This is a genomic window from Gammaproteobacteria bacterium (assembly GCA_016705365.1).
Taxonomy (GTDB): domain Bacteria; phylum Pseudomonadota; class Gammaproteobacteria; order Pseudomonadales; family UBA5518; genus UBA5518.
Genome location: JADIYI010000008.1, coordinates 1220437 through 1238165, shown reverse-complemented (window position 1 = coordinate 1238165; position 17729 = coordinate 1220437). Strand labels below are relative to the sequence as shown.

Here is a 17729-nt window from a genome sequence, read left to right as displayed (position 1 = left end):
CATCCCCCGCAGTCCTTTCCGTGCAAGCATCCACACCGCGCGCACGCTCCATGCGCAACACAGCTTTGCCATGGAACCATGGCAACACCATCTATACGCTGTACTCGAGTACCATCGACTTGTGCATCGTGCTCCGCTGCGGGCAGGACAAGGGCTCGCCGCGCGCACCAGCGCGCGTTATGATCTCCCGGTCTCGCTCATTTACCCGGGGGCCATGTGACTGCAACCGCCCAGAGTGATGCGACGCTCGCAACCGACGATGCCTGGTTCCGACCTTATTTTCTGGTCGACGACAAACTGCGCGTGTCCGGATGGCCCGATGTCACGGCACGGACCCTCGAGCGGCCAGCGGAGCGGACACTGGGTCGCCATTGCTGGGAGACGATGGAATCGTGGGGCTGCACGGGCAGCTGTCACAACCAGAACGCGGGGCTGTTTGGCACAGGTATGTGTAGCCGTTTACCGGTCGGCAACGGTCAGCGTGGCTGGATCGTATGGCTGAATCCGGACCGGATCGTCCGCAGCGATCCCGGCAGCGCGACGCTCGAAGGTCTCCTGGTGCGCGGTGCGCTGACCCACTGGGTGGCCACACAGCCACTCAACTCGATCCTTGATGCGATCCGCCATGCATGCGGCGCCGCGGACTGTGAGCTCTTCCTCCTCGAGGGTCAGCGCGAAGAGGTCGTGCTGCGTGGTTGCGTCGGAGCCGACCGGGAGGCTTTTCTGCAACGTACCCGCATGCCGCTTGGCCAGGGGTACCCCGGCAAGATCATCCAAACCTGCCAACCACTGTGCACGTCTTCGCTGCAGGAAGACGACCGATTTCTGCGCGATGCGGTCAAGCACAGCGGAATCCAGACCATTATCGGAGTGCCCCTGTTGGATGGGGCACATCCGATGGGGTACCTTGGCGTGGCCTGGAAACAGGGCTCGATTCCACTCGGTTGGGCACTGCACCTGGTCGAGGGCATTCAATCGCTTCTGATCGAGGCTGCGCGGCATGCCGCACGCCCCCACGCACCGTCACTGCCGCAATGTGTGCTGCGCTGCTTCGGACCGCTCGAACTCGAACACGACAACCGCCGCATGGCGCAGGACGCATTTCCTCGCCGCAAGGCACTCGACCTGTTGCGTCACCTGGTACTGGCCCGCGGTGCGCCTCTCCAGCGCGACGTGCTGGTGGAGCGCCTCTGGCCGGATGCGCATTGGTATGCCGGCGTGAACCGGCTCCACGTGACGATCAACGCGTTGCGCAGCACGCTGGCGACCATACTGCCGCAACACCGCGGAACGTTGATCACGCAGCGTCACGGCAACTATCGACTGGATATTGATGCGCTCGGGCCAATAGATGCTTTCGTGTTTTCCGATGCAATCGATGCCGCTCGCACGCGTTTGCGTGAAAACAATCCAGATGCGGCAATCCGCTTCCTGGAACAAGCCCTGCCCCTGTATCGCGGCGAGCTGTTTGCCGATGCCGAGGACATCGCCTTCGAACCGCATCGACAGTACTTTCGCCTGCGGTACCGTGAGGGGCTGAGAATGCTGGTGGACCTGTATCTGCACGAGGGACGCACCGAGACCGCGCTCGAAGCGCTGTTCGAAGCCCGCGAGCGCGCAGACGTCGAGAGCGATCTGCAGGATCTCATCGCGAGGTGTGGCGATGACTCCATGGCGCCACGCATGCCTGGAGCTCGCTAACGGATGCCAGTTGCCGTCCCGGGCCGGAATACCACCCATGCGGTCATGAGTGACGCCAAGGCCGGCAGTACCAGGATCAGTATGCCCCAGTGCAGCTTCAGTCGACCGTCGCCCGGATCGAAGGTCACGCAGCGCAGTGCAGGCCCGGCGGCGATCGGGTAATACGGCATCACTGACCCGCGCAGTTCCCACACCAGTTCGCGCAACCGCTGGGTCTCTTGCGGACCTCCCCGCAGCGCGCGCACCACGCGGCCGTCACGAACCGCCACCAGCAGAGAACCATGATCGTATTGGTCCGACCCGCCCTGTCGACGGAACCAGAATTCCAGAGCACCCGTGATCCTCGCCAGCGCATCGCGCTCGGTCACGGCAAACTGCCAGTCCGGATGATTCTGCAAGCCAAGCGCGCGCGCCTGTCCCGCAAGCTGAGCAATCCCGTCGCTCTCGTCGAAGCTCAACGCCAGAATCCGGTAATCGGTGCCGAGACCGCCAACTTCGGTGGTGGCGTCCGCGATCCACTGCAGAAAGGGTGTGCACACACCGGCACAACGACGGTAGAAGAACGTCAGCAGCAGATTCTGTCCGCGACCGAACTCCGAGAGCATCACCTCGCGGCCGTCAGCGAGTCGTAAGGGTATGTCGGGTACGGCGCGTCCCTCGATGCGCGATTCGGCACGCGTAGTGGAAAGCGTCTCCAACTCCTGGTACTCCTGGCCTCGCGATGGCAACGTTGGCGCGAGCAGTCCGAGCAGGAGCAGCAGGCGCACAACCGGGCGAGTGCTCAGTCGGTCACCGCCCGCCACCAACGCCTCCCGGTCTCGCCCAGGTAGGTGAGAAAACCAAGCAGGAACAGCAGTGCGCACAACATCCCCCAATGGGCGTAGGTGGTGCCGTGCGCCAACTCTGCCGGATAAAGGGCGAACCGGCGCGGAATCGAATAGGCTCCAGCCAGGTAAAACGTGAAAAACAGCCCATAAGCGCCGATCACCATGGCCAGCACCGCCACCCGCTGCAACACCGGGCTCTCGGTCAGATCCGTGGCTTTCTGGCAGATATGCTGAAAATAGGCCAGCACCAGAAACACCAATCCGGCCAGGTTGTAGGTATGGAAGTGAGCCGGCACCCAGAGGGTATTGTGCAACCGCACGTTGACGCTGATCGTGGAGTCGATCACGGCAGCGATACCACCAATGGCCCATCCCGCCAAACCGAGCACCAGCAGAATGGACGCCAGGGTCCAGCGCATCGGCGCGCGGAACACCAGCAACAGCGCACCGAACAACGTGACGACCGATGCCGGGATTGCACTCGCATATGAGGCGATCTGGCCGGCGTACTGGAGGGCACCCGGCTGGACAAAATCCATGTAGAGATGGTGGAAATACGCGAACAACACGATCAGCAGGACCAGATTCCAGGAGATCACGACAATCGTGTTGGTTTTCCAGGGGCGCCCGGCATATTCCGGGAGCACCTCGTAGGCCGCAGCCACACCGAGGTACATCGCCAGATTGACCACCGTATGGCCGAAGAAAAAGGTCAGGTTCTTCATCAGCAACGGGTCGTTGGTGATACCGAAGAACACTTCCAGATAATAAAGCACGAGCAGAATCACCGCCGAGACAAGTGCGGCAACCGATGCAATCAGACTGACCGTGATGATCAGAACCGCCGGGGGCAGGTGCGGCTCGCTGCGGCCCGCCAGGTAGTGCCAGCCGAGCGCATGCGCCAGCGTGTATCTGCGCGCGATCGCGCGCAGCAGATCCAGGGTCCAGATCAACCAGGACGCGCCCAGGACAGTCAGCGACAGCAGGAACATCAATGCCGCCCACTGCTCCCACTGCCCTTTCAGCGGCAATGGATAGAGGAAGTACCAGCCGCCCGCGAAGCGCCCGACGAAAACGCTGACGAGCAGCAGAACCACGCCGGTCACGGTTCCCCACAGCGCAAAGTTCGCCACTCCGGTGGAGGGGTGCACATAGCGCAGGAGCAGATCCGCTGAAATGGCCATCGCGGCGACGTACCACACACCGACCATGCCGACGCCATGCAGGGTCATCATTGGATAAAACCACGCTTCCATCGCTGCCAGATGACCGCCCTGCACCGAACGCATGAACGCACCGAGCAGAATCAGCACCGGAAATAGCAGGAAAACCACCAGCATCCAGCGCAGCGTGATCGGATCGACTCTCTGCATCGCTCGAATCTCCTGGTTCAGGACAATCATCGTACCGTCAGGCTGCTGCGCATACGGTGGTGGCCCGCCGCGCAGTACTCGAGGCACAGCACGATATAACTCCCGGGCTCATCGAGGTGCACCCGCAACCGGTTGACATAACCTGGCATCGCCTGGGTCTGCGCGACCAGCTGCCGCTCGGGCCCGTACAGGCCGAAGCCATGGTTCACGTCGAGACTCGAAACGCGAAATTCGACCGTTGAATCCCGATCGAGCACGACATCCCGCAGCCTCGGCACCCGCTCGATGTCTTCCCGGCTCGCTATGGGTTCGTCCGACCATATGAATTCGAACTGGCGGCCGGTGACGTAGATGACGCGGTCCACGGCGTCGTTCACGGTGTCATTCTGCGCTGCATATGGTGCATCGGGCAGTGTCATTGCCAGTACACCGACCACGGCCACCAGCGCTACCAGGAACAGCACCCGGCGGACTCCGTACGCGCGCGCGGTATCCACCTCTCGCGGCCGGCGCGTGCTGAATGCGACCACGCCGAACACCAGAACGATCGCGGCGCTGATACTTAGAAACACGCGCCACACACGCAGTTGCGGCTGGAGCATCGCAGGCGTGTCATAGACCACCGCGGGCGCCACTGCCGGCACGGCCTCCGTACCGCGCGCATCCCGCTCACTCAGATAGGCCAGAAGTGCCTCGGTCTTTGCTTCGTCCAGTCCGAGATTCGGCATCACGATGCGGTTGTAGCGATCGACCAGTTGCGTCACAACGGGGTCGCCCTTGGCGATCATCGCCGAGGGGTCACGAATCATTTGCCGCAGCCAGTCCGCCTCACGGCGCCGGCTCACACCGGCCAGGTCGGGGCCCACTCGATCGCCACCGCCGATACTGTGGCAGCCGGTGCAATGGGTTTCGAACACCACCGCACCGTCAGGTGCCGTTGCGGCTGCAGCAACCGAGCCGATGCTGGTGCTGAGCAGAACCATGAACAGCAGTGAATATCGCATGTTGTCACTTGTGTTCGGCCGATAATGGGCAGGAGTGTAGGCACGCGGACTTACAGGAAACTTAACTGGCCGTCAAAGCACACGGCGCGCGATTGCCGGGGCTGGCCGTGACGGGATGTGGTCATCCCGCACCATCGGTGAGCTCTGGAGAGAAGGGGGACTGGTGGGCGGCCTCCCCTTGGATGCGGGCTGGCGCCCAATCAGCCAATTGCCCGAGTCTGCGTCACCTCACGGCTCGAGCATTCGACCCGCATATTCAGGGCTGGCGCACACCTTCCACCGACAGGCGCAGCTGCACCTCGCGCGCAGCCGGACCGAGATCGAAATCGATGCCGAAATCCGCCAGCTTCAGCGTCGTGCTGCCGTCGAAGCCACGCCGGAAGCCACCCCACGGATCGGCACCACTGCCAATCTCGCGCGCATCGATCACCACCGCGCGCGTGACACCGTGCAGGGTCAGATCGCCGTGCAGGGCAAAGCGCCCCCCCTCACCCGCCTCGACGCGGGTACCGACGAATCTTGCCTCCGGAAAGCGTGTCACATCGAGGAAATCAACCCCCTGCAGGTGCTCGTCACGCTCGGCGTGATTGCTGTCGATGCTGCGGGTGTCGATCAACACCTCGACCTTGCTCCCCACCAGCGCGGGGTCGAACTCGAACCATCCGCTGAAGGTGTTGAAACGCCCGCTCAGCCAACTGTAACCGAGGTGCTGGATGCGGAACTCGATCGCCGCGTGCATTCCCTCGGTATCGATCAGGTAGCGTTCCAGCGCGCCGGCCGACGCACAGCCCAGCAACAGTGCAATGGCGATGATCGGTCTGCGCATCGGTCTTTCCCGTGTTGGGTGTGTGCAAAATCAGGACATTCGCCGCGACGGCTCGGCCATTCACGGCGCCCGCCAGGGGTAATGCCGGATGGTACTCGAGCCGATGCTGGATCGCATCAACTGGATGCGCGGCCGCGAATTCAGGGGGATGCCGCGCATTCATGCATACCGGGCCACCCGCAGGGGGCGCTGGCCGGGATTGATTGCGCTCATCGGCTCCGGTCCGTCCTGACACCCTGCGAAGTCGTCTCGGAGGCATTGGTCGCCAGGAAGTTCAGTGTGCCGTCGAAAATCTGCGTCTGCAGATCCTCAGCACGCCCTCGCACTCCGCATCATGGCGAGCGCAAGAGCTCGTGGCATCGGTTTGCGACACCATTTTCAGGCCGCTAATTGCTACTTGCATAACGCAACTTATAAAACTATGATAGCTGCGAACATTGAGCCTACGGATGGATCGTCAGGGGCTGTGGCCAGACTCGGAACCGGACAAGGGCTGCCCGGTTCCGCTTGCGGAGAGCGACGTAATGCACGCAGACCAGAAATTCGACACTATCGTGATCGGCGCCGGTGTGGCCGGCCTGGGAGCGGCAGCACTGCTCGCGCGCGATGCGGGGGAGCGCGTGCTGGTGCTGGAGCGTGCGCCGTTCATCGGCGGCAGGACGCTCTCCTTCGAGGGCCGCGGCAACAAGGTGGTCGCGGACGGCATCGAGATGGACGCCCGGGCATTCCGCAAGGCATTGCCGCTGGCGCACTGCTACCTCGGCAAATGCACGCCGAGCATCGAAACGATCTTCGACCAAGGCCTGCTGGATGGACGCACGTTCGAGGCAGGCGGGCACGGTCTGTTCTGGGGCAACAAGAGCCGCGTCGACTGCCTCATGAAGCACCTGGGCGTGCAGTGGAACCTGCCACTCAACCGCGGTCTCGGCTTCATCGCCTGGGAGGGCGAGGGCAAGCCGGGCAAGGCCTATCAGGTGCACAAGGGCCAGCCCTACCCGTGGATGTCCGAGGAAGGCTTCAATGCCACCATGACGCAGCTGGGCGACATGGCACGCACGAGCTTCGAGGACATGGCCCGCGTCATGAACGTGCCGCTGCAGAATTGGCTCGAGCAACGCAGCATGCATCCCGAGGCTTACGACTACATCAAGGTACTGGCGGCCTCGCAGACCGCGCAGGCAGAGCCGATGATGACCCCGGCCGGCGATTTCCTCGGCTACATGGCGATCGCCAACCGGATCCGCATGAACCTCGTAAGTGGCTCGGTGGCGACCGCCGACGCGCCGGGCTGCATCGCGATTCCGCAGCAGTTCGAAAAGGTCCTGCTCGCGCATGGAGGCACCGTCTTGCGCGGCACGCCGGCCAGGGAAGTGATCATCGAGGACGGTGTGGTCCGTGGTGTGCGGATCAAGTCCGAGGACAACGAGTACGAGCGCGACCGGATCATCCGGGCCGACAAGGTGATCTGCACCATTCCGCCGAAGTACATGTTCCGCGTGCTGCCGCGCCAGAACTTCCCGGCGCAATGGGTGGAAACCCTGGAGAAGAAGTTCTGGGGTGCCGGCCTGCTCACGGGCTGGTGCGGCACGACGCGCAGCCTGATGCCGGACCTCGGTCTCGAGGAAGGCTCGTTCGTCTACATGCCGGGTGTCATCCGCGGCGAGGGCTATATCGGTGCGGTGGACATGGTCATGTGCGATTTTACCGCCTGGAACAGCGGTACTGCGAAACGCGGGCCGCCGGGCAAGCGTGAGTATCTGTTCTCGACCGCGCTGACGGATGAGGAAATGCGCAACCCGGACCGTGTCAATCGGGTCATCGAGTTGTGCGAGCAATGGGCACGGGAGGCGTTCCCGACCTGGGACAAAGACGTCGAGTTCATTATGTGGACGCCCAGTCCGGAGGCGTATGGGCTGTGGCGTCCGGTCGGCGAGAATCGGCCGGACGTGAAATCGCAGTGGGTCAAGGGCCTGTACTTTGCGGGTGACCAGTACGGGCGGCGTCTGTGGGGCGGGGGTGTCGACGGCGCGGCCCTGTCGGCCGTCATGTGCGTCGACGCGATGAAGGGCAGCGACCTGGAGTCGACAATCATGCCCGACTTTCACCGCGGAATTCCCGACCTCGAGGCTGGCGCAGCCTGAGCGCCGGGTTTAGGCGGCCGGAGCCCATGCGGGCCGGAGGCAGGATGGCTCATCAAACGCGAGGCAGCACCGCGATCGTCGGCATCGGCGAGGTGCCAACCGGTCGATTTCCGGAGAAGGGCGCGATTGCGTTTGCGCTCGATTCGGCGCGACAGGCGATCCTCGACGCCGGGATCAACAAGGACGACATCGATTTCGTGATCCCGACGGGCTCGCTGTACAGCTCCCAGTTCAGCAACGAACTCGCGACTGCGCGGCTGGTCGAGGAGCTTGGACTCAACGGCGTGACCAGCAACTGCCAGGTGTTCTCGGGGGGATCCAGCAGCACGAATGCGCTCAGGATAGCGAGCGCGCTCATCGAGACCGGCCGCGCCCGCGGGGTGCTGTTCGTGCACACGGACAAGCTCGGCACAGGCGTCACGGCACAGGGTGGAATCGACCTGTTCTCGACCGCAGGCATCTCGGCGGAATGGGAGGTACCATTCGGCCAGCATTACTCGACGGTCGCCGCACTGGCCACGACCCGTTACAAACACGAAACCGGGTGCACCGATGAGGAACTGTCGGCGGTGTGTGTCTCGAACCGCAAGTGGGCCGAGCTGAACCCGCACGCATTCTTTCGTACGCCGATTAGCATCGAGGAAGTGATGGCGTCGAAGATGCTGTCCACGCCTCTGCGCGCCAAGCAATCGAACATGCTGTTCGACGGTGGCGGTGCCTTCATCGTCACGTCCGCCGAGCGTGCTCGCGATTTGAGCGAACGGCCCGCCTACGTCCTCGGCGACGGGGGGGCGGTCACGCACTTCGCGTATTCCCAGGAGCCGGACCTGACACGGTTCGGTTGGGCGCGCGCCGCGCGCCAGGCTTTCGAGGAGGCTGGCATCGGCCCGGGCGACATCGACGTGGCGGAGATCTACGACTCCTACCCGATCTACCAGCTGATCGCGTTCGAGGAAGTCGGCCTCTGCGGGCGCGGCGAAGCCGGGGGCATGTTCCTGCGCGGTGAGACCTGGCCCGGTGGACGGATCCCCACGACCACGGACGGCGGCATGCTCTCCAAGGGGCACATTGGTGCCGGGGGCTCCGTGTCGCTGCTGATCGAGGCGGCGCGCCAGGTCATGGGCAAGGCCGGGCCGCGGCAGGTGCCGGACGTGCGGTTCGCGCTCGAGACCGCCACCGGCGGCACCTACATGGACGCCCAGGTGACGGTGCTCGGCAACATGATCCCGGGAGGGTGATGGCCATGGCGACGCAGGAAACCAAGCCAAAGCCGGCACCGATCGTCAACCCATGGGCGCGACCGTTCTGGGACGGCGCCAAGGCGGGCCGCTTGATGATCCAGCGCTGCGACGACTGCCACGAGCGCGTGTTCTATCCGCGCGCCGCCTGCCCGCACTGCTTCTCGGAGCGACTCGCATGGGTGCAGGCATCGGGCAGGGGAACTGTCTACAGCTATACCGTGGTCTACAACAATGCGCCGAGCGCCTTTGCGCCTGACGTGCCTTACGTGGTGGCCGTGATCCAGCTGGCCGAAGGTGTACGCATGCTGTCCAACATCGTGCAATGCGAGCTCGACGGGTTGCGCTGCGACATGCCGGTCGAGGTCACGTTCGAGCGCCTGAACGAGGAGTTCACGCTGCCCAAATTCCGGCCAGTACCGGGCTGAACCGAGCGCAAGGAGTTTCCCGTGACACAGAAGAAGTACGGCGACGACTTCAAGGTCGGTGAGCTGTTCGAAACAGCCGCCATCACGCTGACCGAGGCGCACATCGTGACCTGGGCCGGCCTGACCGGCGACTTCTATCCCCTGCACATGGATCGAGAATATGCCGCGAAGACACAGTTCGGCGAGCGGCTGGTTCATGGGCCGCTGATCTTCGGGCTCGCCGTCGGACTCGTCTCCCTCGCCGGCATCGGCGGCGAAGCTGCCATCGCGTGGCTGGGGGTGGACGACATGCGGATGCTGAAACCGGTGAAGCTGGGCGACACGGTTCGCGTCATCGTGGAAGTTCGCGGGCAACAGTCGACCAGCAATCCCCGCAGGGGCGTGCAGGTGTGGCGCTATACGGTGCGCAACCAGCGCGACGAGGAAGTCATGGCGTTCGACTACAAGATGATGTTTCACATGCGTGGCTGAGACAGCTGCCGCTGTCGGGAGTGGCCATGATCGAGCAGACGGTAGCGGACTTGTACGAACGGGCAGTGCGGCTCGGCGGGGACCGCACGGCGCTCACCCAGGGCGAACGTTCGATGTCCTATCGGCAACTCGGAGAGAACGCGGCGCGACTGGTCAATGCATTCGCGGCGGTTGGCCTCGGCAGCGGGGACCGCGTCGCATTCCTGATGGCGAACTGCATGGAGTACGTCGCCTGCGAATTCGCCGTCGCCCGCATTGGTGCAGTGCGCGTGCCGCTCGCGGTGTTGCTCGCCAATGATGACCACGTCTACATGATGAACTTCGCGCGCTGCACGACACTGGTCTACCACGAGAAGCTGGCGGCGCGCGTCCTCGAAATGCAGCCGCAGCTGACGACCGTGCAGCACTACGTCTGCGTCTCGGAAGAGCCGGGCCGTGTCCCGGCGGGACACCTGCACCTGCAGGCGCTGCTGCAGGCGCACGACGCGACGCCGCGCGCCGCGCCAATCGACCCGGAGGACCTGGCGGGCATCTATTTCACCGGAGGAACCACCGGGCGTCCCAAGGGCGTGATGCTGTCGCATCGGTCCTTCGTCTTCACGTACTACATGGAGCTGCTCGACTTCGGCCTGGGTTGGCACGAAACCTTCGTGTTCGCGACGCCGCTCACCCATGCCGCCGGTTGCCTGCTGTTGCCCGTGCTGCTACGCCAGGGCCGCTGCGTGATCCTCGACCACTTCGACCCCGAGCTTCTGCTCGGCACGATCGAGCGCGAGCGCGCGACGACAACGCTGCTGGTGCCGACGATGATCTACATCCTGCTCGATCACCCGCGGCGCGACGCATTCGACCTGGGCAGCCTGCGCAACGTGCTCTACGGTGCTGCTGCGATCGCGCCGGAACGATTGAAACAGGCGATCGAAAGGTTCGGGCCGGTGTTCACCCAGTTCTTCGGCCAGACCGAAGCGCCGATGGCGCTCACGTCACTGCCGCGCGAACTGCACGTCGTGGCCGACCCCGTGCGCCAGGCCATGGTCCTTGCGTCGGCAGGAATTCCCACCCATCCGACGCGGATCCGCCTGCTCGACGAGCAGGGTCATGACGTGCCGGAGGGTGAGCCCGGCGAGATCGTGGCGGACGCGCCCAACGTGATGAGCGGCTACCTCGATGACCCGGCCGCGACCGCTGAAACCCTGCGCGACGGCTGGTTGCATACCGGCGACATCGCACGCCGCGACGCCGAGGGTTACCTGACCATCGTCGACCGCCGCAAGGACATGATCGTCAGCGGCGGCTTCAACGTCTACCCACGCGAGATCGAGGACGTGCTGTTCGAGCATCCGGCCGTGGCGCAGGCCGCGGTCATCGGCGTGCCGCACGAGCGCTGGGGCGAAGAGGTCAAGGCGCTGGTAGTGCTGCGCCAGGGGCACTGCGCGACGAAGGGCGAACTCATCGAGTTCGTCAAGTCACGCAAGGGCAGTCTCACCGCACCAAAGTCCATCGAGTTCGTCGCGGCCATTCCGGTTACCAACCTCGGCAAGGTGGACAAGAAGGCCCTGCGTGCACGCTACTGGAGCGGACGCACGCGCAATGTCTGAGCGTGTCGCCGACTACTGCAAGGAAACGCCATGAATTTCGATGAAGCAGAACAGACCACGATGTTGCGCGACACGCTGCGGCGCTTCGTCGACAAGGAGATGCCGCGCGAGCTGGCGCGCACGCTCGACCAGAACGCGAGTCATTCGCGCGAGGCGTTCAGGAAGCTCTGTGATCTCGGGGTCACGGCGCTGGCGGTCCCGGAAGAATATGGTGGCAGCGGCGTCGACATCCTGTCGGCGATCGTCGTGATCGAAGAGCTGGCGAAGCGCGGCACGTCGCTGGCCGGGCCGTTCATCCACTGCGCGTTTTACGGTGCCCTCAACATCCTCGAGAATGGCAGCGAGGCACAGAAGGCCGACCTGCTGCCGAAGTTCGCGCGCGGCGAGATCCTGTTCGCGTACGGCCTGAGCGAGCCCGACGTCGGGGGCGACCTGGCTTCGGTCAACGTCGCGGCCACGCTCGGCGCGGACGGCGAGTCCGTCGTCATCAACGGCACGAAGCGCTGGGTCACCGGCGCGCGAATCGCCGACTACGTCTACACGCTGGTGCGCAGCGGGCCGAAGACGGAGCGCTACGGCAACCTCTCGCTGGTGCTCGTGCCGACGAAGTCGCGCGGCTTGACCATCGTCGACATCGACCACATCGGCCTGCGCTACGCGGAGACCACCGACGTGATCTTCGACGACGTCACGGTACCGCTCGCGAACATCGTCGGCGGCCCCGAGGCCTGGAACAAGGGGTGGCCGATGCTGGTCGGTCGCGGGCTGGACATCGAACGCCTGGAAATCACCGCGACAGCGTTTGGCATTGCGGCAGCCGCAGTCGCGGACGCCTGGCAGTACTCGCAGGAGCGCGTGCAGTTCGGCCGCAGGATCTGTTCCCACCAGGCCGTGCGCAACATGCTCGTCGAGGCACGCACGAAGCTCGAGGCCTGCCGCCACATGCTGTACCACGGCGCGTGGCTCGCGACGGAGGGACGCGACTGCAGCGTCGAGAGCTCGATGGCCAAGCTCTTCGTTGGCGATACCGCCGTGGAGATCGTGCTGACCTGCCAGCGGGTCATGGGTGCCTATGGCTGCGCGCGTGACTACGACATGGAGCGTTACGTGCGCGACATCATCTGCATGCCGATCGTCGGCGGCTCCTCCAACATGCAGAAAAACAACATCTCGAATCGCCTGGGCCTGCCGACGAAGTAGTACCCAGCCATGACCACCACAGCACAGATAACGGAACGCCCCGGGACACGGCCGACGGCCGAGCGTCACCGGTTTGACGAAGCACGGCTCGCCGCGTGGCTCGAGCGGAACCTGCCCGGGTTTGCCGGCCCCTTGGCGGTGCGCCAGTTTGCGAGTGGCCAGTCCAATCCGACGTTCCACCTGCAGTCGCCGGCGGGCGAGCACGTGCTGCGCAAGAAGCCGCAGGGGACGCTGGCGGAATCGGCTCATGCCATCGATCGCGAATACCGCGTGCTGGGCGCACTGGCGGCGGGCGACGTGCCGGTGCCGCGCACGCGTGTCTACTGCGACGACGCCGCGGTCATCGGCACGCCTTTCTACGTCATGGACTACCAGCCGGGCCGGATCTTCACGGATCCGCTGCTGCCCGGCCTGACGCCGACCGAGCGTGCGGGTATCTACGACGCCATGAACGATGCGCTGGCACGACTGCACAACTTCGACTGGGAGGGCAGCGGCCTCGGCGATTTCGGCAAGCCAACCCGGTACGTGGCACGCCAGATCGCGCGGTGGCGCAAGCAGTACATCGCGGCAAGCGCCGAAACAGTTCCCGCCATGGACCAGTTGGGTGACTGGCTGGTCGCCCACGTGCCCGCCCGCGAATCGGCGGCGATCGCGCATGGCGACTTCCGGATCGGCAACCTGATATTCGATGAACGCGAAGCGCGGGTGGTGGCCATCCTCGACTGGGAGTTGTCGACGATCGGCGAGCCGCTCTGCGACCTCTCGTTCAACTGCATGACCTATCACCTGCCAGCGGGGGATCCGGTCGCTGCCGGCTTCACCGGCGTGGACATTGCCGCTCTCGGCATCCCTTCGGAGACGGACTACCTGGCTGCCTATGCCCACCGCACCGGGCACGCGGACATTCCGGACTGGCGGTTCTACATGGCCTTCAGCCTTTACCGCACTGCTGCCATGCAGTGCGGCGTGTATCGGCGCGCGCTGGCCGGCAATGCCAGTTCGGAGACGGCACTCATGTTTGGGGACTGTTATCGAAAGGTCGCGGCATCCGGCTGGGCTCTGGCCAGTGGCGGTTGACCCGGGACGTTACCATCAACTCGGAGGAATGAAGCATGTTTGACCTGACCGGCCAGGTGGCCGTAATTACCGGCTCCAGCCGCGGGATCGGTCGTGCCACGGCGCAGTGCATGTCCCGCGCCGGCGCAAAAGTGGTCGTCTCCAGTCGGAAACCTGCCGCCTGCCAGGCGGTGGTCGATGCAATCACGGCAGAGGGTGGCGAGGCCATCGTCGTTCCCTGCAACGTGTCCGAAAAGGAGCAGTTGCAGAATCTCATCGACCAGACCGTGGCGCGGTTCGGGCGGCTGGACATCCTGGTGTGCAACGCCGCCGTGAATCCGTACTTCGGGTCGATGGCAAAAATGCCCGACGAGGTCTATGACAAGATCATGAACAGCAACGTCAGGAGCAACTTCTGGCTGTGCAACATGGCGGCGCCGCACATGGTCGCAAGCGGTGGCGGCAGCATCATCATCGTCTCGAGCATCGGCAGCCGCCAGGGCAGCCCGACGCTGGCGGTCTATGGCATGTCGAAGGCCGCGGACTCCTCGCTGGCGATGAGCCTTGCCGTCGAATGGGGCGCGGACGGCATACGCGCCAACTGCATCGCACCGGGCCTGATCAAGACGGATTTTTCAAAAGCTCTCTGGGAAAACGAGACATTGCTGAAGCACGTGGAGCAAGGCACGCCTGCGCGGCGGATGGGGGAGCCCGCGGACATCGGCGGGGTCGCGGTGTTCCTCGCGTCGCGGGCGGCGGCGTACATCACCGGGCAGACCCTGATCGTGGACGGGGGCATCACCATCAGGGAGCCGTCATGATGACGGGTCGACGGTGGAATTCAGTTGCGCCGGAAACTGACCTCGTGCGGATCGAGCCGCCCGCTGCATTGATCACACGCGACAACCGCGTCGAGCACGTGATTGCAGCGAGCGCAGTACAGGATCAGGGGCGGGCCGGACTTTCCGGCAAGCCAGCGATCACCCCACTTCATCAGGGTCAGGATGATCGGGTAGAGGTCCATGCCCTTGGGCGTCAGGACATACTCGTGATGACGCGGGTCGGCAGCACAGGCGCGCCGTTGCAGCGTGCCGTGCTCCACGAGCAGCTTCAGTCGATCGGCGAGGATGTTGGTGGCCACGCCGCACTGGGTGCGGATGTCATCGAAACGTCGCGCGCCGAGGAAGAACGTCGACAGCACCTGCTGCGTCCAGCGATCGCCGAAATGGTCGATCGATTCGCCAGCCAGCAGGTGAAGCTTTGCGCCCTCGTCCGGCGGCGCGGCAATTCGCCGGCTGGACTTGGGCGAGGGCATGCGCTCGAGTCCGGCGCCGGGCCCATCCTCGTAGCGGACGTCGCGTGCCCGGACCGTCGCACGACAGTGTGCACAGACGAGGACCGGGGTCATCACGGCGCCGCAGGCGGCATGCGTCAGGGTCGTCGGCTGCATGGCGCGTCGCTGCGACCAGAGGCGGTCGAAGCGCCAGAACATCAGTGCCGTTGGATAGAGATCGGCGCCCATCGGGGTCAGCCGATATTCCTGGCGCCGTTTGCCGTCCGCCACCACGGCCTTTCGCAGGCAGCCGAGAGCGACGAGCCGCTCCAGGCGCGAAGTGAGAATGTTGCTGGAAATGCCGATGCCGTTGCGCCATTCATCAAACCGCTTCGTACCCTGGAATGCCGCGGCCAGGATCAGCAGCGACCAACGGTCGACGACTGCAGCCAGCGCCCGGGACACCGAGTTTGCCCGAATGAATTCGGGTCGCCTGGTCGTCAAAGTGGTCGTGTGCGGACGCGTCGTCATGGTTTCCCAGAATGCAATAAATTCATTGTGCTAAGCAAGCGCGCCATGCGCCAGAATCCCACGCTCGGCCTGCTGCAATTGGAGGTCTCCGGTCATGGATTTTGAATATTCCCCGCGAACCGAAGCTCTCCGGCACCAGCTGCTGGAGTTCATGGAACGCTACATCATTCCGGCGATGCCCCGCTACGCGAGCGAACTGGCAGCCGGCAGCCGCCATCCGCCGGTGGTGGAGGAACTGAAGCAATTGGCGCGCTCGGAGGGGCTGTGGAACCTGTTCCTGCCGGGCCTGAAGGACGACGAGCCGGGGCAGCGACTGAGCAACCTCGAGTACGCGCCGCTGGCCGAAATCATGGGTCGCGTTGCATGGGCCTCGGAGGTGTTCAACTGCAGTGCCCCCGACACCGGCAACATGGAGATACTGCACCTGTTCGCAACGCCCGGTCAGCGCGAACACTGGCTCGACCCGCTGCTCGATGGAACCATCCGGTCCTGTTTCGCCATGACCGAACCGGATGTGGCGTCGTCGGACGCGACGAATATCCAGACCTCGATTCGACGCACGGGCGAGCAGTACGTCATCAATGGCCGCAAGTGGTTCATCTCCGGTGCGGCGCACCCCCATTGCAAGGTCGCGATCGTCATGGGAATGACCGACCCGGATGGGCCCTCGCACCAACGCCAGAGCATGGTTCTCGTCCCGCTCGATACACCGGGCGTCACAATCGTGCGCGACTTGCCGGTCATGCAGCACTTTTCGGCCGAAGGCCACTGCGAACTCACTTTTCGAGACGTTCATGTGCCCGCCACGAACCTGATCCTCGACGAGGGCGCCGGGTTCGCCATCGCGCAGGCAAGGCTCGGCCCGGGACGCGTGCACCACTGCATGCGCTCCATCGGCCAGTGCGAACTGGCGCTCGAACTGATGTGCGCAAGGGCGGCCGAGCGTCGGACCTTCGGCAGGTATCTTCATCAGCACGGCACCGTGGCCGAGTGGATCGCGCTGTCGCGCATCGAGATCGAGCAGGCGCGCCTTCTGGTGCTCAAGGCAGCATGGCTCATGGATCGCGCGGGGCTGCAAGCGGCAGCGCACGAGATCGCCATGATCAAGGCGCTGGTGCCGCGCGTGCAGGCGGCAGTCTGCGACCGCGCCATGCAGACCTTCGGGGCCATGGGGCTCAGCGCCGACACGCCGCTCGCGATGCTCTGGACCTGGGGCAGGGTTTTGCGCCTGGCAGATGGGCCCGACGAGGTGCACCTGCGTTCGGTGGCGAAACAGGAGATGCGGCGCGCCGGCAAGCGGCGCGGCGGGTTGGACGCGTACCTGGTGCAGAGCGAGACTGGCATGATGTGCGCGACGCAGGAGCCGGCGGGAGCCCCTCGCGGCTGAGCAGGACCGCGAGGGGGCCCTGGGCCGTACCGCCCCCTGAACCCGGAAAAGCCGCGGGCGTCGACACCGCTTCGACCCGATCCCGCACTTGATGGATTGCGTCTGCGAAGTCAGGATAGGGCCCGCGTTCGATGGTGCAAGCGGCCGGTCCATGCCGGCGCAGGAGTCCGAGCAGTGCGAGTCACGATGCCCACGCCCGAGCAGGTGCGACAGCTTCCCGAACTGGCGCGGGTGCGCGTGCCGAAAGAGTGGGAGGACATGAACGGTCACGTCAACGTGAAGCATCACCTGACGATGTACGACCTGACGAGCGATCCATTGCTCGAACTGCTCGGCATCAGCGAAGAATGGGTGCGCACGCAGCGGGTCGGTCTCTTCGATCTCGAGCACCACATCTGGTTTTTGCAGGAGGTGCACGTGGGCGAGGAAATCTCGCTGTTCCTGAGATTCACCGCCCGCAACGAAAAGCGCGTGCAGGGGCACGTGTTCCTGCTCAACATCACGCACGACCGGCTCGCCAGCGTCGTCGAGTTCGTTTCCGCGGCTGCCGATCTCGACGCGCGGCGCACCGTACCGCTGCCTGTCGTTGTCGCAAACGGCATCGATGTATTGATGGCGCGCCAGCGCGCTCTGGACTGGACCGCGCCGCCGAGCGGCGCGATTTCCATCTGA

The 17729-nt window shown here is 64.5% G+C and carries 16 protein-coding genes; 11 read left to right on the top strand and 5 right to left on the bottom strand.

Annotated elements, in window-relative coordinates; translation table 11 throughout:
• The first annotated feature begins 216 nt into the window (after positions 1-216).
• On the top strand, positions 217-1701 hold the full coding sequence (locus tag IPF49_13360) for a GAF domain-containing protein (GenBank protein MBK6288597.1): 1485 nt from the start codon (positions 217-219) through the stop codon (positions 1699-1701).
• On the opposite strand, the gene IPF49_13355 is transcribed toward IPF49_13360, so the two are convergent.
• The 4 genes from IPF49_13355 to IPF49_13340 form a co-directional block, all read right to left on the bottom strand.
• Complete coding sequence (locus IPF49_13355) at positions 1698-2504, bottom strand: hypothetical protein (GenBank protein ID MBK6288596.1); 807 nt, start codon at positions 2502-2504, stop codon at positions 1698-1700. The genes IPF49_13360 and IPF49_13355 overlap by 4 nt on opposite strands.
• Positions 2483-3901 (bottom strand): cbb3-type cytochrome c oxidase subunit I, encoded by a 1419-nt coding sequence (locus IPF49_13350; GenBank protein ID MBK6288595.1) that lies wholly within the window; start codon positions 3899-3901, stop codon positions 2483-2485. Before IPF49_13350 ends, IPF49_13355 begins: the two co-directional genes overlap by 22 nt.
• 26 nt (positions 3902-3927) lie before the next feature.
• Positions 3928-4905 carry a c-type cytochrome gene (locus IPF49_13345; protein MBK6288594.1) on the bottom strand — a complete coding sequence of 326 codons (978 nt, stop codon included), beginning with the start codon at positions 4903-4905 and terminating at the stop codon, positions 3928-3930.
• Between the two features lie 256 nt (positions 4906-5161).
• On the bottom strand, positions 5162-5731 hold the full coding sequence (locus IPF49_13340; protein MBK6288593.1) for a YceI family protein: 570 nt from the start codon (positions 5729-5731) through the stop codon (positions 5162-5164).
• Between the two features lie 524 nt (positions 5732-6255).
• Here IPF49_13340 and IPF49_13335 point away from each other — a divergent pair.
• Genes IPF49_13335 through IPF49_13300 form a run of 8 tightly spaced genes read left to right on the top strand, consistent with a single transcriptional unit; the run spans position 6256 to position 14687 of the window.
• On the top strand, positions 6256-7872 hold the full coding sequence (locus IPF49_13335; GenBank protein MBK6288592.1) for an FAD-dependent oxidoreductase: 1617 nt from the start codon (positions 6256-6258) through the stop codon (positions 7870-7872).
• Between the two features lie 44 nt (positions 7873-7916).
• Positions 7917-9110 (top strand): thiolase family protein, encoded by a 1194-nt coding sequence (locus IPF49_13330; GenBank protein MBK6288591.1) that lies wholly within the window; start codon positions 7917-7919, stop codon positions 9108-9110.
• A gap of 5 nt (positions 9111-9115) precedes the next feature.
• Entirely contained in the window at positions 9116-9538 is a 423-nt protein-coding gene (locus tag IPF49_13325; protein MBK6288590.1) for a Zn-ribbon domain-containing OB-fold protein, read from the top strand.
• Between the two features lie 21 nt (positions 9539-9559).
• Complete coding sequence (locus IPF49_13320) at positions 9560-10009, top strand: MaoC family dehydratase N-terminal domain-containing protein (GenBank protein MBK6288589.1); 450 nt, start codon at positions 9560-9562, stop codon at positions 10007-10009.
• Between the two features lie 26 nt (positions 10010-10035).
• Positions 10036-11607, top strand: a complete 1572-nt coding sequence (locus tag IPF49_13315; GenBank protein ID MBK6288588.1) for an AMP-binding protein — start codon at positions 10036-10038, stop codon at positions 11605-11607.
• Positions 11608-11637: 30 nt separating this feature from the next.
• The gene (locus tag IPF49_13310) at positions 11638-12807 is read left to right on the top strand and encodes an acyl-CoA/acyl-ACP dehydrogenase (protein ID MBK6288587.1); all 1170 of its coding nucleotides are present in this window, start codon (positions 11638-11640) and stop codon (positions 12805-12807) included.
• A gap of 9 nt (positions 12808-12816) precedes the next feature.
• Positions 12817-13887, top strand: a complete 1071-nt coding sequence (locus tag IPF49_13305; protein ID MBK6288586.1) for a phosphotransferase — start codon at positions 12817-12819, stop codon at positions 13885-13887.
• Positions 13888-13922: 35 nt separating this feature from the next.
• Complete coding sequence (locus tag IPF49_13300; protein MBK6288585.1) at positions 13923-14687, top strand: SDR family oxidoreductase; 765 nt, start codon at positions 13923-13925, stop codon at positions 14685-14687.
• A gap of 20 nt (positions 14688-14707) precedes the next feature.
• Here the strand turns inward: IPF49_13300 and IPF49_13295 are convergent, their stop codons facing one another.
• Positions 14708-15604 carry a helix-turn-helix transcriptional regulator gene (locus IPF49_13295; protein MBK6288584.1) on the bottom strand — a complete coding sequence of 299 codons (897 nt, stop codon included), beginning with the start codon at positions 15602-15604 and terminating at the stop codon, positions 14708-14710.
• A gap of 160 nt (positions 15605-15764) precedes the next feature.
• On the opposite strand from IPF49_13295, the gene IPF49_13290 reads away from it, so the two are divergent.
• Positions 15765-17057 (top strand): acyl-CoA dehydrogenase family protein, encoded by a 1293-nt coding sequence (locus IPF49_13290; GenBank protein ID MBK6288583.1) that lies wholly within the window; start codon positions 15765-15767, stop codon positions 17055-17057.
• A gap of 174 nt (positions 17058-17231) precedes the next feature.
• On the top strand, positions 17232-17729 hold the full coding sequence (locus IPF49_13285) for a thioesterase family protein (GenBank protein ID MBK6288582.1): 498 nt from the start codon (positions 17232-17234) through the stop codon (positions 17727-17729).

Bases quoted from the DNA above. Each gene is read 5' to 3' on its own strand.
- IPF49_13290 (MBK6288583.1), top strand. From the start codon at position 15,765: ATGGATTTTGAATATTCCCCGCGAACCGAAGCTCTCCGGCACCAGCTG.
- IPF49_13315 (MBK6288588.1), top strand. From the start codon at position 10,036: ATGATCGAGCAGACGGTAGCGGACTTGTACGAACGGGCAGTGCGGCTC.
- IPF49_13345 (MBK6288594.1), bottom strand. From the start codon at position 4,905: ATGCGATATTCACTGCTGTTCATGGTTCTGCTCAGCACCAGCATCGGC.
- IPF49_13300 (MBK6288585.1), top strand. From the start codon at position 13,923: ATGTTTGACCTGACCGGCCAGGTGGCCGTAATTACCGGCTCCAGCCGC.
- IPF49_13305 (MBK6288586.1), top strand. From the start codon at position 12,817: ATGACCACCACAGCACAGATAACGGAACGCCCCGGGACACGGCCGACG.
- IPF49_13330 (MBK6288591.1), top strand. From the start codon at position 7,917: ATGGCTCATCAAACGCGAGGCAGCACCGCGATCGTCGGCATCGGCGAG.
- IPF49_13325 (MBK6288590.1), top strand. From the start codon at position 9,116: ATGGCGACGCAGGAAACCAAGCCAAAGCCGGCACCGATCGTCAACCCA.
- IPF49_13340 (MBK6288593.1), bottom strand. From the start codon at position 5,731: ATGCGCAGACCGATCATCGCCATTGCACTGTTGCTGGGCTGTGCGTCG.
- IPF49_13350 (MBK6288595.1), bottom strand. From the start codon at position 3,901: ATGCAGAGAGTCGATCCGATCACGCTGCGCTGGATGCTGGTGGTTTTC.
- IPF49_13310 (MBK6288587.1), top strand. From the start codon at position 11,638: ATGAATTTCGATGAAGCAGAACAGACCACGATGTTGCGCGACACGCTG.
- IPF49_13335 (MBK6288592.1), top strand. From the start codon at position 6,256: ATGCACGCAGACCAGAAATTCGACACTATCGTGATCGGCGCCGGTGTG.